The sequence below is a fragment of the Mucilaginibacter pedocola genome (assembly GCF_002013915.1).
GTDB classification, from domain to species: Bacteria; Bacteroidota; Bacteroidia; order Sphingobacteriales; family Sphingobacteriaceae; genus Mucilaginibacter; species Mucilaginibacter pedocola.
Genome location: NZ_MBTF01000008.1, coordinates 88,585 through 105,377, shown reverse-complemented (window position 1 = coordinate 105,377; position 16,793 = coordinate 88,585). Strand labels below are relative to the sequence as shown.

The window sequence follows — 16,793 nt, the reverse complement described above, 5'->3', positions numbered from 1 at the left end:
CACCGTGCTCCGATATCTTTTACCATGAACCCCAAACTCAATACTCCAACCACTTTTTCACCTTAATGCCTATCATATCTCCCGGTTTAAAGCGCTCGTTCTCGCCGTTCACTACGCGGATGATGATGCCGCGGCGCTCGAGTATCAGGTCTTCGTAAAAGCCTTTAAAGAGCACTTCGCGCACCGTCCAGTGCAGGGCTTCGGGGGCAGCGTTCAGCCTTATCCATTCGGGGTAAACCACAATGGCTTCTTTGGTAGCGGTTACGCCGCAAATATTGGCTTCTTCGGCTGTGAGTACGTTGCAATTGCTCAGCAGTTCGGCCGTGTATAAATTGGCGGGGCTTTGGTAAAGTTGTTTCGGCGAACCGCTTTCTACTATTTCACCATCGCGTATCACCACCAGCTCGTCGGCCATAGAGAGTACTTCGGCGGGGTCGTGCGATACCATTACTACCGTGATGCCGCTCTCGCGCACTATCTGGCGGATATCGTGCTGCAGTCCCTCCCTAAACGAGGTATCTACCTGGTTAAAGGGCTCATCTAAAAACAAAACCTGCGGGCGTGTAATAATGGCACGGGCTATGGCAACACGTTGTTTCTCGCCGCCGCTTAGGTCAGCAACCCGTTTGTAAGCCAGGCGCATCATGTTCAGTTGGTTCAGCACAGCCTCGGTTTTTTCTTCTTTTAGCTTTACGTTGGTGCTGGGCAGCATGGCGGCCACGTTGTCCCACACGCGGGCAAAGAGGTTAAGGTCATCAGTGTGCTGAGTAACCATCTTCATCTCGTCGTGCCCGGGGATCAATTTTTCTTCCGGTCCCCAAATGCGTTCGCCTTTAAAGTAAACGGTACCCTCGTTGGGCGATAGCAGCCCGTAAAGCATTTTCAGCAGGGTACTTTTGCCGCTGCCGCTTTCGCCGATGATGGCCGTTATTTTGCCGGGCGTAATCTCTAAACTTATCTCGCGCACACCCGAAACCGTAGTACCCGGGTACAATTTACTCACCGAAACCGCATGCAAAAAAGGTACATCTGCCATAGGCGGACAAGATAAACACGATATATCAGGAATGTATGAAAGAGTTTTTAACAGGAAGCAAAATTATTAACACGAACAAGAGCTGGTTGACTTGCTTGATGTTTTGACAGGATTAAGGGATTTATGGATTTGAGCAGGATTTTTTATTTGTAACCGATTTCACCGATTCTTTTTGATTTCACCGATTGGGACTCAGGTTGGTTAGTTACCGTTGGGTTTATAGGGTTTGATCAGCTTTTTGTTGTATAGCCTTTTGAACTCTAAACTGAGTGAGCCGAAGTTGATGAGTAAGCCATCGGCTATGTTATAGGCTTCGAGATAGTTAATGGCTTGGTTTTTATGGATATCTTCTATCTTGTCAACGGCTTTAATTTCCAGCATCACCAAGTTTTCTACAAAGAAATCGACACGCCTTGTGCCTATGAGCTCGTTGCGATAGTAGATGTACATTTCTTTTTCGCGCTCAAATGCTAATCCCTGGTACGCTAACTCTATCCCTAAGGCCTTCTGATAGATCGCTTCCAAAAATCCCGAGCCAATAACCTTGTGTACCTCCATGGCACAGCCAATTATTTTATGCGTTAGTTCGTTGATGTTTTCAAATTTATCCATACATCAAAGTAGAGATAATTCATCAAAAACTAATACAAATCGAACAGCTCCTTTAAATCAAATCTTTCCAAAAAATCAATGAGGCCCACACAAAAATCCTGTCCCAATCCCTAAATCCCTTAATCCTGTCAAACAATCTCGCTAATAAATAATCTTGTTACCAGCCCACACTCATCCCGAAGCTAAACTGCCTCAGGCCTTTCTGGGCGGGGCTATCGTCGAACATATCGTTTACGTAGTATTTAGCAAATACGCCTATACCGCCGTAGCCTATGCGTACAAATGGGCCGTAGCGGAACTTGGTGAAGTGGTAATCGCCGGTGCGCATTTGGTTGCCATTCTCTTTGCTTTCCTGGGTGAAGCTACTGCCTAATAGCAGGCCCATATCCAGCCCGCCTACAAAATGGAAGCGGCGGCCGTCGGCATCGTCATGGGTGCGGAAATCGAACGCGATGGGCACACGCAGGTAGCTTGCACGCAGGCGATTTTTAGTGTATTGAATATTATCGGGCACAAAGGTTAATACATCGCCATCGCGCTGTATGGTGCCGTTATTGCGCAGGCGCAGGGTAAGCCAGTCGAAACCACCTGAGGTGTATATCCTGAACGAACTGTTAAAACGGTAGCTTATCTGCAAAACATCAAAGCCAACGCTGGCACTGCGCCACGAGCGGTAGTTCAAGAACTGGTTCTGCGGCTGCAGGGTAAAGCTGCCATTATCGTTAAGCGTAGTTAAACCGATATCAAAACGGGTAAAGGTAAGCCCCATCGAAAAACCCGGTTGTTTTGATGCTGTGTAAGTGGTGTCTGATGTGGTAGTGTTAATGTTCACCTGGGTTGCATCGTTACCAAAGCCGAATTTAAGTTTACGGCCCTTTTTGCTTTTGATAATGATGATGGTATCAGCATCGGCGCCATCGGTGTGGCGGGTTTTTATGGTGTCGGTTTGCGCAAACACAGTGCTTGCTGCAAAAGCTAATATCAGCGAAAATATAATTGGTTTCATGTTGTTTACTTGTTACTTGCTACTACTTCTTCTTTTTTAACTCTGATGATGCCCAGGTTTATGCCGGTCACCAACGATTCGTCATCGTCTTTGCTGCTAAATTCTATCAGCTTGTCTTTGCGTTTGTCTACCTTGCTTACTACCACATTTATCAGGTCGCCAAAGCTACGGATGCGGCGTTTCTTTGGCTGCGCCGATGCAACAGTTTTAGCGGGCGTTTGTTGGGCTACAAGCGCATTTACTTCAGGTAATTTCACCTCGCTATCGATGGCAGGAGTTATCTTCTCTGCTATCAAAGCCGGGGCTGGTGTGTTATCAGGTTTTACCGCTGCTATAACCGCATCGTTTACTGCTGTTGGTTTGGGAGCCACCTGCGCAATTTGTTGGGTGTTCTGCGCTTCTTCCACTTTCACAACGGGTAGGCTATTGTTCTGTTTTTTTATGCTTTGCTTAACGGTGTGTGCTTTTGAAGCAACCGTTGTAGCTACTATTTGGGTTGACGGCTCGGTTATCGGCTGTTCAATTTTTACAGGGGCAACTTCAACTTTCGATTTAACATCATGTTTTACACCGGCTGTTACATGATGCTTAACGTCGTTATTATCCTGTTTAAACTTCGGGATAAAAAACAAGCCTGCACCTACCAAAACCAGCACGCTGGCAGGTATACTAATAAAAGGTAAGGCCGAACGGCTTTTACGCTCCATTACAACTTCGGCAGCTATGTTATCCCACACGCCTTTCGATGGTTCCATCTCCAACTCTCCCAGTTTGGAGCGGAACAGTTCATCAAATTCTTTATCCTGCATATCCATAGCTTTTCTTTTCTGCTTTCAATATCTGTTCTTTCAAAATGGCCCTCGCCCTTGATAATTGCGATTTAGAGGCACCCTCGGTTATGCCCACAATTTCGGCAATTTCTTTATGCGAGTACCCGTCAATAGCGTAAAGGTTAAATACCATACGGTAACCCGGCGAAAGTGTTTTTATTAATAACAACAGGTCCTTCGCCTCCAGGCTTGCCGCTGCAGCGGCATTTACCGATGGTTCCTCGCCCACTTCGTCAATATCAACCACCTGCATCATGCGGTGATGCTTGCGGTAGTATTCTATCGAGCTGTGTACCATAATACGCCGCACCCAACCCTCAAATGAACCCTCGCCTCTGTAATCCTCTATCTTCTGGAAAACCCTGATGAAGCCATTCTGCAGCATGTCTTCGGCTTCCATACGGTCGGCAGCGTAGCGCAGGCACACGCCCATCATTTTAGAGGCAAGCAACTTGTAAAGCATTTCCTGTGCTTTACGTTGCCCGCTTTTACACCGGTGCACCAATTCGTCAATAGTAAACTTAGGTTCCAAACGCATCATTTATAGGTAAGATGAAGTTTGGACTTAGATGGTTGCATGGGGTGTAAAATAATTTAACATTTTTTTAAAGCAGAAGCGCCGGCAACCGCTGTTGCTAATATAGCTGATATGTACCCAGCTATTAAATGGCTATACATGTTATTTAAACTATGCGAATTTTTAATCATAAAGAAATCAACCATCCAAAAACAGAATACAGAATTAATAAATTCAACTCAATTGCTTAATGATTAATAAAAATCAGCTTTAAAGCGTTGTGCAATTGCTATTTAATGGTATTAATTCCTAACTTACAACCCAATACCTAACCACATCATGAAAAAAACTACAGCCCTATTTGCCGCTATTTCCGTTTTTAGCCTCCGCTTATTTGCACAGGATAATTATACATTGCTAAAACCTGCCCGTGTTTTCGACGGGAAGGAAATGCACAGCGGCTGGTGGGTGCTGGTGAAAGATAAACACATAGCTGCCGTCGGCGAGCCATCAAGCGTTAAAGCGCCGGCATCTGCAAAGGTAATTGAACTTAATGGCGCCACCTTAATGCCTGGAATGATAGAGGGCCACTCGCACCTTTTTTTGCACCCTTATAACGAAACCAGCTGGGACGACCAAGTTTTGAAAGAGAGCCAAGCGGAACGCACCGCCCGCGCTGTAGAACATGCTAAGGCTACCTTAAAGGCAGGTTTCACCACGGTACGCGATTTGGGTACCGAAGGTGCAGCTTATGACGATGCGGGGCTAAAAAGCGCCATTAACAAAGGTGTTATACCCGGCCCGCGCATGCTGGTGGCTACCCGCGCTATTGTAGCAACAGGTAGTTACGGCCCCAAAAGCGAAGTAAGCGAATTGCAACTGATAAAAGGTGCCGAGGAAGCCGATGGCAGCGAAGGCCTCACCCGCGCGGTACGCTCGCAAATTGGGCACGGGGCCGATGTGGTAAAGCTATATGCCGATTACCACTGGGGGCCGCACAACACCAATGAACCTACTTTTACCGCCGATGAATTAAAAATTGCCGTGCAGGTAGCAAGCAGCAGCGGCAGGCAGGTTGCGGTACACTCGGGCACCACGGAGGGTATGCGCCGTTCGATAGAGGCTGGCGTAAACACCATTGAGCATGGCGATGGCGGCACACCCGAACTGTTTAAGCAGATGAAGGCAAAAAACATTGCGCTGTGCGCCACTTTGGCCGCTACCGAAGCTATATACGAATACCGTGGCTGGAAGAAAGGAAAAGACCCGGAGCCAGAAGCGGTAAAAAATAAACACAAAATTTTCACCGAAGCTATGGAAGCAGGGGTAACCATTTGTATGGGCGGCGACGTAGGCGTATTTCCGCATGGCGAAAACGCACGGGAGATGCTGCTGATGGTTGAGTACGGCATGAAACCTATTGATGTGCTGCGCTCTGCCACCGCTGTTAATGCAGAAGTTTTTCGATTGAAGGATTTGGGCAATATTAAACCCGATTATTTAGCCGATATTGTAGCCGTAACCGGCGACCCATCTGCCGACATAAAAGCGGTAACGCAAGTTATTTTTGTGATGAAGGATGGCCTTGTATACCCGCCGGATACAAAATAGAACCAACCAACAAAAACCTGTATGAATTTACTTTTACGCTACTCATCACGCGCGGCGGTCATCTGCATGCTTGCGCTGAAAACTTTTACTGCCGACGCACAATCTACCGTTATCCCCATCGAAACCAAAAACAACGCCATCGTACTGCGCGTGGGTGACGATAAACGCCTCAGCATGGTTTATTTTGGCGGTAAGCTGGCCAACCAAAGCGAATACAGCGCTGTACCTAAAGTAACCAAGCTGGACAGGTACGATAACGTTTATAATTCTGCCTACACCACATCCGGCACGCATAACCTGCTGGAGCCTGCCATTGAAGTAACCCATGCCGATGGTAATAAATCATTGGAGTTGCAGTACGTAAGCCATAAGTTTACCAAGCTGAATGATGATGTATCGCTGCTGAGCATCAACCTGAAAGATTCGCTTTACAATTTTGAGGTAACACTGAACTACCAAACCTACTTTAACGAGAACGTAACCGAGCAATGGAGCGTAATTACCCATCACGAGAAAAAGGATGTGGTGCTTAACAAATACGCTTCGGCAAACCTGTACGTACAGGCCGATAGCTACTGGCTGAAACATTACCATGGCGAGTGGGCACAGGAAATGCGCCCCGAAGACGAACAACTAAACCACGGCATAAAAACTTTGGATAGTAAATTAGGCTCACGTGCGGATATTTTTCAGCCGCCGGTGTTCATGGTATCGCTCAACAAACCTGCCGGCGAGGATGATGGCCAGGTACTTTATGGCAATTTAGAATGGAGCGGTAACTTCCGCATCGACCTGGAGGTTGACCCTGCTAATGGCTTGCGCCTGATAGCCGGAGCCAACAACTATGCTGCCAATTATACGCTGAAGGCGGGCGTAGCCTTCGAGACACCCAAATTTGTTTATACCTTGAGCAATAAAGGTAAAGGCGAAGCCAGCCGCAACCTGCAAAGCTGGGCACGCAAATACAAAATTGTTGATGGCCAGGGTCCGCGCCTTACTCTGCTGAACAACTGGGAAGCTACTTACTTCGATTTTAATGATGCAAAGCTTACAGCCTTATTAAAAGATACCAAAACCTTAGGTACCGATCTATTTCTGTTAGATGATGGTTGGTTCGGCAACAAATACCCGCGCAACGACGACCATGCCGGGCTGGGCGACTGGCAGGTGAACAAAGCCAAACTACCCAACGGCATTGGCAACCTGGTTAAAGTTGCCAAAGAGAACAGCGTAAAATTCGGCATATGGGTAGAACCTGAAATGGTGAACCCTAAAAGCGAACTTTACGAAAAACACCCCGATTGGATAGTAAAACAACCCAACCGCCCGGAATTTTATATGCGTAACCAACTGGTGCTCGACCTGAGCAACCCCACCGTGCAAAACTTTGTATTTGGAGTAGTTGATAAGCTTTTTGTAGAGAACCCCGACTTGGCCTACATTAAATGGGACTGCAACGCACTGATGTATAACGCCTATTCGCCTTATCAAAAAAATCAGGGTAATTTTTACACCGACTATGTGCGCGGGCTTTACAGCGTGTTAGACAGGCTACGCGCCAAATACCCTAAAGTACCCATGATGCTTTGTAGCGGTGGCGGTGGCCGGGTTGATTATGGCGCGCTGAAATACTTCACCGAATATTGGCCAAGCGATAATACCGAACCTATAGAGCGTGTGTTCATCCAATGGGAGTACTCTTACTTCTACCCTGCCCTTGCCAGCAGCAACCACGTTACCGATTGGGGCAAGCAACCTATCAAATTCCGCACGGATGTGGCCATGATGGGTAAACTGGGTTTTGATATTGTTGTGAGTAAACTAAAACCCGAAGAACTGGCCTACGCGCAAGGTGCACTAAAAACCTACAAAGAGTTCAGCGAAGCCATTTGGCACGGCGACCAGTACCGCCTGCAAGACCCGCGCACGAACGATGCAGCATCGATAATGTATGTAGATAGCGCCAAAAACAACGCCATTATGTTCAACTATTTAGTGAACAATCGCTACCAGGCTGGCAGCCATTTACCTATCAAAATGAAAGGACTGCAGGAAGATAAACAATACGAAGTGAGCGAAGTGAACCTAATGCCGGGCCACAACTCCAGCATTGCCGCAGCAACTTACTCGGGCAAGTTTTTAATGACCGTTGGCTTGAACCCCGATGTAAGGGATGGCAGGAATAGTGTGCTGATAGCGGTAAGGGGGAAGTAAAAGATTGGTTTTCCCTTTGTGGTAAAATAATTTGAGAGGCGTGCTTGCGTTTTTACCGCAAAGAACGCAGAGGATCAGCGTTATGGTGAGCGCAAAGAACACAAAGGCTTGTATTGGGGCTATTATTAAGCTTTTTGATACTAATACCGGCTCTGCGCCTCTTTGCGAAAACTTTGTGTCCATTGCGGTAAAATAACCTCAAAGGACACAAGGATTTTCAGATACGCTTATTTCTTCTCCCTGAAATACTTATACACCTTCACAGCCGACATAATGATAAGGCTAAAAAGGATGATGCCGATAACGCCGAATATCCAGTTAATGGCGCTTTTCAGGACTACCAAAAACACAATGGCGAAAAGGATGATGGTAGCCAGTTCGTTCCAAAGGCGGAGTTGGATGGAGGTCCATTTGTAGATGCCCCGGGCCATTTGCTTCATTATTTTCTGGCAGACAAAATGGTAAGCAATTAAGCCTACCACAAAGGTGAGTTTTACATGCAGCCAGGGCATGGTCCACAAGCCGGGGTTGAGGTGCAGCATGGTAGCACCTGCCGCTATCACAAAGTACATGCTGGGCGTTGCGATGATCCACCACAACCGCTTTTCTATGATCTCGAACTGCTCCGACAGGATGGTTTTAGCCGGCTCCGGCTTATCCTGTGCTTCGCGATGGTAAATAAATAGGCGCACAATATAAAACAGCCCCGCCATCCAGCAGACCACAAATATGATGTGTATGGCGCGTACGTATAAATACATAATGGTGAGCCCCCTCCGCCCCCTGAAGGGGGTACTTTTTGAATTAACCCCCCCATGCCCCCTAAAGGGGGAGCTTTTGAATTGCAAATTTATTAAAACGCCTACCTAATAGTTCCCCCTTCAGGGGGTTAGGGGGCCCATTCTTTTATCACCTCTACCGCGTACTTCACATTATCAAAAGGGATATCGGGCATAATGCCGTGGCCCAAGTTGAAGATGAAGCCGTTCTCGCCTTTCATACGCTCGAACAAGCGGTGTATGCGTTCTTTAATAACCTTCTTATCAGCATACAAAATATGCGGATCCAGGTTGCCTTGCACGGCAACGCCCTGTGGTAAACGTTTTTTGATATCCAGCAGGTCTACGTTCCAGTCGATAGATACTACATCCGGTTTTGCTTCTGCCATCAGCGGCGCAAAAACCGAACTGCCTTTACAGAACGATATCACCGGGATATCTTTACGGTTAAGCTTGCTGATGATCTGTTGTATATAGTTATGCGAAAACTCGGTATAATCATCCCATGATAATGCCTGCGCCCAGCTATCAAATATCTGCACAGCGTTCACGCCGGCTTCTATCTGTAGGTTAAGGTAGTCGGCAGTCACAGTAGCAATTTTCGACAATAGCTGGTGAGCCATCTCCGGCTCGTTGTGCAGCATCAGTTTGGTCAGCTTAAAATCTTTAGACGATCCGCCTTCAACCAAATAGCTCATCACCGTGAAAGGTGCGCCGGCAAAACCTATCAAGGGTATTTTGCCATCCAAACGCTGCTGAATTACTTTTATCGCATCGGCAACGTATTGCAGCTTATCGCCTACATTATCGCTTAATTTATCGATATCGGCTTGTGAACGCACCGGGTTGGCGAATTTGGGGCCAACACCTTGTGTAAAGCTCAGGTCGCCGCCCATGGCCTCGCCGGTAACCAATATGTCCGAAAACAAAATAGCGGCATCAATACCCAACAGGTCTACCGGCAACATGGTAACATCGGCAGCTATCTCGGGCGTTTTGCACATTTCCAAAAACGAATACTTGTTTTTTATTTCCCAGTACTCGGGCATAAAACGGCCTGCCTGGCGCATCATCCACACAGGTGGGCGCTCGGTAGCTTCAGAAAATGCGGCTATTATAAATAACGAATCTCTCATCTTGTCTATTTAGAATCAAGAGTTAAGAATCAAGAGTCAAGACACATATCTTAATTCTTGGCTCTTGATTCTTAACTCTTGATTCTGAGCTTAGTGTTTTTTCAATTCCTGCTCCACCCTATCCATCACATCCTTCATTTTGGCTGTAATGTGGTCGCGGTGCTTTTCGGCCAGTTGCAGGTAGGCGCGTGCTTTATCGTAATTACCGTTGCGTACGCTAATGTTGGCTACGTGCATTAATGCAGCCACATGGTCGTTAGCGCTGCGGAGCGGGTATTGAGCGGCAATTTCATAATGGCGCTCGGCTTCTTCGTAGTCCTTTTTTTGCATGCAAACGCCGCCGTAAATAAACTCGTAGAAACCCCTCCTGCGTTTACTCAGCCACTCGGGGCGGCTTATCTCGTTAAGCAGGCGCTCGGCACCGCGGTAATCCTTGTTATGGAAATGCTTTGCCGCCAGTACTATGGTTCCCTGCTTAAAGTAGCCCCATATTAACAGCGCAATAAACATTACGCATACCGCTGCCAAAGGATATATACGCATAGATAATACTATTGCAAGCATTACCACAAACAGGCCGGCCACTAATATGCGTGCGCGTGTTGTAAACATCCCTTAGTGCAGATCGGTAAACTTGTAACCCACGCCGCGTATCGAGTGGAAATAAACCGGGTTTTTAGGATCCGGTTCAAAATACTTACGGAAGGTGAGGATAAAGTTATCGATGGTACGGGTTGATGGGTACACGTCGTAGTTCCAAACGGTCTCCAATATCTGCTCGCGCGATACGGCCTCATTGCGGCGCTCTATCAAAAGCTTCAGCAACATGGTTTCCTTTTTGGTAAGCGCAGTAATGCTGCCATCCTCGTTCACCAACTCGAAAGAGTTAAAGTGGATGGTTTTCTCGCCTATCTTATAGCTGTTAAACTCTTTCAGGTCATCGCCTTTCAGGCTGCGTTTTACCAGGTTGTTTACACGTAATATCAGCTCTTCCAGGTTGAAGGGCTTAGTAAGGTAATCATCAGCACCTTTTTTAAGGCCCGATATTTTATCCTCATTGGTATTTTTGGCGGTCAGGAACATAATGGGTACCTCAGAGTTTTCCAGGCGGATGGTTTCGGCAACCACAAAGCCATCTATCTCGGGCATCATTACGTCCAGTATAACCAGGTTAAAACGCTCTTCTTTAAATATCTGGAGGGCTTTTTTACCATTATTTGCTGTAGAAACTTTATAACCTTCCAGCTCCAGGTTAAGTTTAATGGCCTCTAACAGGTGCTCCTCGTCTTCGGCTAACAAAATTCGTTTTTTGGTAGGTATCATACTATCAATTTGATTATTATGCAAATACAACTTCAAACACACTACCAGAAGGGCGGTTATCTTTTACCCTGATGCTGGCCTGGTGTTTATCCAGTACCTCCTTCACAATATACAAGCCAAGCCCTGTTCCTTTGGTATTTCGGGTATCTTCACTGCCAACACGGTAAAATTTGTCAAAAATGCGTGTTTTTTCACTGTCAGATATTCCGATACCGTGATCGGCCACCTGTAAAAATATCCTGTCGTTCTTCGAGAATAGTTTCACCTCTACCGCTGTGCAGGGTTTCGAGTATTTCACGGCGTTCTCTACCAGGTTGGTCACTACCGATGTTAAGGCGAACTTATCGCCGGTAATCTCTATCTTAGGCTCTATCTCGGCGTTAATGATCTGTTGGTTGCAATCGCATTTAGTTATTTGCAGGCGGTTCACAATACTATCCACCAGTGCCGAAAGGTTGAACTGTGCTTTAGGGAAGGTATACGAGCTGTTCTCTATTTTGGCGGCCAGCAGCATATTCTCCACCATATCATCAAGGCGCTCTACATCCAGCAACGATTTATCAATAAAATCTAATATCTGCGCTTTGCTCAGGTCGCGCTTTTGGATGGTTTGCAACAATATTTTGATGGATGCCAAGGGCGATTTCAGCTCGTGCGTTACCGATAGCAGGAAGTTGCGTTTCTGTTCTATCAGTTTACGCTCCTTCTTCATAGAGGTGTGCATATAGTAGGCTCCCACAGCAAATACCAGCACGAACATGGAGCCCTCGCCCATGATCATGGCAAAACGGCGCGGCTGCAGGTGCACCAGCATATACCCCCACCATACCAGTTCGGCCATGGCGTAAATGAGGAGGGCGTAAAATATTACAAGTGAGCGTCTCATATCAGTTTGCAGTTATTCAGTTTGCAGTTGGCGGTTTACAGTTGGCAGTTCAGTTAGCGGTTTGCAGTTGGCATTTTTTGCAGCTTCAAGCAAACTGCCCACCGCTAACTGCAAACTACTTCTCGAACACTATATCAAGGCTATCAAATATAGCAGTTTTTGTTGTTTCCAAATCGGCAGTTGTATGGGCGGCCGATATAAAGCCAACCTCGTAACCCGACGGGCCTAAATAAATGCCGCGGTTTATCAATTCGCGGTGCATGGCCTTAAATTTAAGCATGCTTTGCGGATCGATATCGTCGGCACTACTGATAGTTTCTTTACCGGTGAACGCGAACCAAAATATGGAGCCGATGGTAAATACCTTCAACTCATAACCGCGTTCGGCAACAAAAGCTTCTATCGCTTTTACAAAGCCTGCAGTTTTGTCATGCAGTTCTTCGTAAAAGCCCGGCTGTAATAACTCCGTAAGTTGTGCTATACCTGCTGCCATAGCTACGGGGTTACCCGATAGCGTACCCGCCTGGTAAACCGAACCTACCGGCGAGATATGGTCCATCACTTCTGCCGATGCTCCATAGGCACCAACAGGCAGGCCTCCGCCAATAATTTTGCCATAGGTGATAATATCCGGTTGGATGTTGTAATAAGCTGCTGCACCTTCAAAACCTACGCGGAAGCCCGATATTACTTCATCAAAGATGAGCATGGTACCGTTTTGGATACAGGTATCGCGAAGGAAATTTAAATACTCCGGCGTTTGCAGTAGCAGGCCGTTATTGGCGGGGATAGGCTCAATAATTACCGCAGCAATCTGATCTTTAAAATCATCAAAGGCTTTCAGCAGCGCATCTTTATCATTCAAGGCAACCACAATGGTTTCGTCGGCGAAGGCTTTGGGTACGCCCGCTGATGAGGTTTCGCCAAAAGTAACCAGGCCCGAGCCCGCCTTTACAAGCAAAGCATCGGTATGCCCGTGGTAGCAGCCCTCGAATTTTAATATCTTATCGCGTTTGGTATAGCCCCTTGCCAACCTGATGGCCGACATTACCGCCTCGGTACCCGAGCTTACAAAACGTATTTTTTGAATGTACTTATTGTTGCTCAGAATAAGCTCGGCCAGTTCGTTTTCCAAAGCCGTTGGAGCGCCGAAAGACATACCCTTCTGCATTACTTCCATCACCTTCTCGCGTACCGATGCACGGTTATGCCCCAAGATGAGCGGACCCCATGAGCCGCAAAAATCGATGAACTCGTTACCATCGGCATCCCAAATATGGCTGCCGTCGCCTTTTTCGATAAACAGTGGGGTGCCGTAAACCGATTTAAAGGCCCGCACCGGTGAGTTAACCCCACCCGGGAAATAGGTTTTTGCTTTTTCGTACAGTTCTGCAGATTTGGTTCTGCTTATATCGGGTATTTGCATGTTTTCTATTGCTTAAAGCAGAAAGCACAAAGCTTAAAGCTTTTTATAATAATGTACAGTCAAAGCTTTCCGCTTTAGACTTTTAGCTTTGGACTTCCCCTACAGCCACTTATTCAATAACACTTCTTTGGCGTGATACGTTAGTATAGCGGTAGCGCCTGCTCTGCGGATGCTGGTAAGCACCTCGGTGATGGCGCGTTGCTCGTTCAGCCAGCCGTTTTGTATGGCTGCTTTTATCATGGCGTATTCGCCGCTTACGTTGTAGGCAGCAACCGGTAATTCAGTATTATCTTTTATCAGCTTAATCACGTCGAGGTATGGCAGGGCTGGTTTCACCATCAAGAAATCCGCACCTTCTAATTCATCCAGGTTGGCTTCAATTAAAGCTTCGCGCTGATTGGCGGGGTTCATTTGGTAGGTTTTCTTGTCGCCAAATTTTGGGGCCGAGTTCAGGGCATCTCTGAAGGGGCCATAAAATGCGCTGGCATATTTTGCCGAGTACGACATGATAGACACATGCTTAAAACCCGCATCATCCAACGTTTTGCGGATGTAGCCTACGCGGCCGTCCATCATATCGCTCGGAGCAATAATATCGGCACCGTTTTGTGCGTGTGCTAAGGCCATTTTGCCTAATACCTCTAAAGTTTCGTCGTTCAGGATCTCGCCGTTCTCTACAATACCATCGTGCCCGTCGCTGCTGTAGGGGTCCATTGCCACGTCTGTAATTACGCAAGCTTCCGGGAACTCTTTTTTCACTTCGCTGATAGCGCGCAGGTACAAGCTGCCTTCGCGGTAGCTTTCGGTAGCGTATTTATCCTTAAAATCGTCGTGAATGTTCGGGAACAAGTCGAACGACTTCAGCCCCAAATTCATACAGCTTTCTACTTCGCGCAGCAGGTTATCTATCGAATAGCGGAAAATACCGGGCATCGATGCCACTTCGGTCTTCTGCTTTTCGCCATCCACAATAAACAGCGGGAATATGAGGTTGGCCGCACTCACATGCGTTTCCTGCACCATCTGGCGGATAACTTCACTCTTGCGGTTTCTTCTTGGTCGTTGCATCTTGCCCCCCAGCCCCCTAAAGGGGGAGTTCTTTGAATTATTAATTTTATATTTTGTGCCTTCTAAGTCCCCCCTTCAGGGGGTTAGGGGGCTCAAATGCCAAACACGGCTTCTGCCAGGCCAATTTCGTCGGGAGAGAAGGGGAGCTTGTAGCTTACGCCCATTTCTTCGAACTTTTTACCTGTGGATTTGCCTATGGCTATTACTTTTTGCTGCGGTTGCAGCAGGTTATCTACAAAATAGGCTTCTACGTTGCTCGGACTGGTAAATACCAATACGTCGGCGCCGGTAGGCTCTACGTTTTCTTCTAATACAGTTTCGTAAACAGGCAGGTCTATCACCTTTGTTTCGGCCGATAAGCCTTGTTGAATGCTCCGCATTGGGTTAACTGCCCCCGGGAACAATACCGCCGAACCATTTGCTACAGCCGCAAAATCGGCAGCTACGTCTGCCGTATCGGTGCTCTCACCCACAAAATCGGCAAAATGGCCGTTCTTACGCAGCATATCTTCGGATCCTGTACCCATCACCCCGAATTTCACTTTCTTCGGAAACGCAGGATTCAACTGAAAGAAGTATTCAACAGCATTTTTACTGGTGAAAAACACCCAGTCGATGTTTTTCAGGATATAGCTATCGAACCTGTTGATGGTGCGCACAGTGCGTATCAGCGAACGGGCTTCTATCTCTATTTTATTTTTCTCTAATGCACGGCGGAAATAGCTACCGGCAGAAATATCGCGCGAGATAAATACCTTCAGCGGGAATTTGCGGTCTTTGGCAAATTTGGCAACGATCTTTTCGGGCAGGCCCTCCAACGTATCGGTCTCCAAAAACAACCTGTCGGGGAAGCCTTCGCCGTCTTCAGCCTTGCTCGTGAACACCTGGAATTTATCATCATCCTTGCGGCAATAAACGCCCAGCGGTAAATGGCAGCCACCGCCAAATAACTTCAGTACGTTACGCTCAACAGCAAGTTCAGCGGCCACATCGGGGTGGTGCAGATCTTGCAAGGCCTCGTACAGGATATGGTCGCGTTCGCGTATTTGTATGGCCAAAACACCTTGTGCGGGCGCTGGAATAAACTCGGTAGGGCCAAGCTCTTCTACATGAAACTCATCCAAATTGATGCCTAAACGGGTAACGCCGGCTTTGGCCAGCATAATGGCATCGTATTTTTCGTCGCGCAGTTTGCCAATGCGGGTTGGTACGTTACCGCGAAGGTCTTTTATCTCCAGGTCGGGGCGCACGGCAAGCAGCTGCGCTTTGCGGCGGTTGGATGATGTACCCACCAGGCCACCAAATTTTACCGAAAGGCGCTGGCGAACATCGGTACAATCCTTTAATATCAAAAGTAGTTCGGCAGGGTCTTCACGTTCAGATACTGCGGCAATGATCAAACCCGGAGGGTTTTCGGTAGGCAAGTCTTTATGTGAGTGTACGGCAATATCAATAGTGCCGGCCAGCAATTCTTCCTCCAGCTCTTTGGTAAAAAAGCCTTTGCCTTCCAGTTTATCAAAACTGAGGTTGAGGATACGGTCGCCCTGTGTTTTTATAATTTTAAGTTCGGCGGATATGTGTAGTGCTTCCAGGCTGTCTTTAATAAAATTGGCTTGCCATAAAGCTAATTCGCTGCCACGCGTTCCTATAATTATTTTTCTGTCCAAAGGGGTAACTTATTTTTACTGCAAATTTAATTTTTTATGGGGATGATAGGGAATGTGAGGCGAATGAATTGCAGGAAAATGACTTAGAGGGAGAGCTGAAAGCCAAAAGATGAAAGCAGAAAGCTAAAAATTGTAACGCTGCCGCGAGTTTAGCAAATTGCAACTTGTGGTGCAGCACTAAGTACGCTAAGCCTTTATTTAAACTCCGGCCGATTGTATGTTTTGGTTTTGTTTACGATATTCTATCAAAAGCATGTGAAGCTCCATTGGCTCTATATCCAAATCTGATATGCGTATAGACACGGGCCCCGCGGGGTGCCAATATTCAAGATAATAAGCTTTGCCTTTCCCAAATTGTTTTTCATACACAACTTCGTGCTGTATTTGTTCCCATTTGCAGGCTCCTGCTTGTGCCGTGAATAACTCACGCTTATTTAGAATTATTTGCGGAATGGCACTTCGGTAGCGACGGTAATTTTTATAAACAAAGAAAAGCAAACACAAAGAAAAAATAACGGCGAACCCCGTGCTATCATCTCCTTTACTTTGATTATTCGTCAATAAAAAATAGCCCCCCACAAAGCCAATACCCAACGCAAACATCATTTTATTCAACGCTTTTTTCTTGGAGTAATATATGCAAGCCTCTTCCATTGGGTAATACAAATTTATGTAATTCGAG

The 16,793-nt window shown here is 46.8% G+C and carries 16 protein-coding genes; 2 read left to right on the top strand and 14 right to left on the bottom strand.

Translation table 11 applies throughout. The annotated features are described in order from the left end of the window. Window positions 1-37: 37 nt before the first annotated feature. From BC343_RS11010 to BC343_RS10990, 5 genes are all read right to left on the bottom strand, one after another. Window positions 38-1,036: an ABC transporter ATP-binding protein gene (locus tag BC343_RS11010; RefSeq protein ID WP_078347832.1), complete on the bottom strand. Its 999-nt coding sequence runs from the start codon at window positions 1,034-1,036 to the stop codon at window positions 38-40. Between the two features lie 201 nt (window positions 1,037-1,237). Beyond that, window positions 1,238-1,648, bottom strand: a complete 411-nt coding sequence (locus tag BC343_RS11005) for a GxxExxY protein (protein WP_078347831.1) — start codon at window positions 1,646-1,648, stop codon at window positions 1,238-1,240. Between the two features lie 157 nt (window positions 1,649-1,805). Further along, on the bottom strand, window positions 1,806-2,654 hold the full coding sequence (locus BC343_RS11000) for an outer membrane beta-barrel protein (RefSeq protein WP_078347830.1): 849 nt from the start codon (window positions 2,652-2,654) through the stop codon (window positions 1,806-1,808). Window positions 2,655-2,659: 5 nt separating this feature from the next. After that, window positions 2,660-3,469, bottom strand: coding sequence for a hypothetical protein (locus BC343_RS10995; protein WP_078347829.1), 810 nt, complete (start codon window positions 3,467-3,469; stop codon window positions 2,660-2,662). Beyond that, window positions 3,453-4,022 (bottom strand): RNA polymerase sigma factor, encoded by a 570-nt coding sequence (locus tag BC343_RS10990; protein WP_078347854.1) that lies wholly within the window; start codon window positions 4,020-4,022, stop codon window positions 3,453-3,455. The genes BC343_RS10995 and BC343_RS10990 overlap by 17 nt, the downstream gene beginning before the upstream one ends. Window positions 4,023-4,340: 318 nt before the next feature. Here BC343_RS10990 and BC343_RS10985 point away from each other — a divergent pair, with 318 nt between their 5' ends. Continuing rightward, window positions 4,341-5,612 (top strand): metal-dependent hydrolase family protein, encoded by a 1,272-nt coding sequence (locus BC343_RS10985; protein WP_078347828.1) that lies wholly within the window; start codon window positions 4,341-4,343, stop codon window positions 5,610-5,612. A gap of 21 nt (window positions 5,613-5,633) precedes the next feature. Then, window positions 5,634-7,826, top strand: coding sequence for an alpha-galactosidase (locus BC343_RS10980; protein ID WP_078347827.1), 2,193 nt, complete (start codon window positions 5,634-5,636; stop codon window positions 7,824-7,826). A gap of 227 nt (window positions 7,827-8,053) precedes the next feature. On the opposite strand, the gene hemJ is transcribed toward BC343_RS10980, so the two are convergent. From hemJ to BC343_RS10935, 9 genes are all read right to left on the bottom strand, one after another. Continuing rightward, a complete protein-coding gene (gene hemJ, locus BC343_RS10975; RefSeq protein ID WP_202909773.1) occupies window positions 8,054-8,587 on the bottom strand; it encodes a protoporphyrinogen oxidase HemJ in 534 nt (177 codons plus the stop codon). A 128-nt stretch (window positions 8,588-8,715) separates the two neighbouring features. Next, window positions 8,716-9,741 carry a uroporphyrinogen decarboxylase gene (hemE, locus tag BC343_RS10970; RefSeq protein ID WP_078347826.1) on the bottom strand — a complete coding sequence of 342 codons (1,026 nt, stop codon included), beginning with the start codon at window positions 9,739-9,741 and terminating at the stop codon, window positions 8,716-8,718. 90 nt (window positions 9,742-9,831) lie between these two features. Further along, on the bottom strand, window positions 9,832-10,353 hold the full coding sequence (locus BC343_RS10965) for a tetratricopeptide repeat protein (RefSeq protein ID WP_078347825.1): 522 nt from the start codon (window positions 10,351-10,353) through the stop codon (window positions 9,832-9,834). A gap of 3 nt (window positions 10,354-10,356) precedes the next feature. After that, on the bottom strand, window positions 10,357-11,061 hold the full coding sequence (locus BC343_RS10960) for a response regulator transcription factor (RefSeq protein ID WP_143822148.1): 705 nt from the start codon (window positions 11,059-11,061) through the stop codon (window positions 10,357-10,359). Between the two features lie 19 nt (window positions 11,062-11,080). Next, on the bottom strand, window positions 11,081-11,950 hold the full coding sequence (locus BC343_RS10955) for a sensor histidine kinase (RefSeq protein ID WP_078347823.1): 870 nt from the start codon (window positions 11,948-11,950) through the stop codon (window positions 11,081-11,083). A 115-nt stretch (window positions 11,951-12,065) separates the two neighbouring features. Continuing rightward, window positions 12,066-13,376 carry a glutamate-1-semialdehyde 2,1-aminomutase gene (gene hemL / locus BC343_RS10950; protein ID WP_078347822.1) on the bottom strand — a complete coding sequence of 437 codons (1,311 nt, stop codon included), beginning with the start codon at window positions 13,374-13,376 and terminating at the stop codon, window positions 12,066-12,068. Between the two features lie 99 nt (window positions 13,377-13,475). Then, complete coding sequence (gene hemB / locus BC343_RS10945) at window positions 13,476-14,444, bottom strand: porphobilinogen synthase (protein WP_078347821.1); 969 nt, start codon at window positions 14,442-14,444, stop codon at window positions 13,476-13,478. Between the two features lie 92 nt (window positions 14,445-14,536). Then, the gene (gene hemC, locus BC343_RS10940; protein WP_078347820.1) at window positions 14,537-16,111 is read right to left on the bottom strand and encodes a hydroxymethylbilane synthase; all 1,575 of its coding nucleotides are present in this window, start codon (window positions 16,109-16,111) and stop codon (window positions 14,537-14,539) included. A gap of 198 nt (window positions 16,112-16,309) precedes the next feature. Continuing rightward, complete coding sequence (locus BC343_RS10935; RefSeq protein WP_078347819.1) at window positions 16,310-16,765, bottom strand: hypothetical protein; 456 nt, start codon at window positions 16,763-16,765, stop codon at window positions 16,310-16,312. Window positions 16,766-16,793 lie beyond the last annotated feature (28 nt).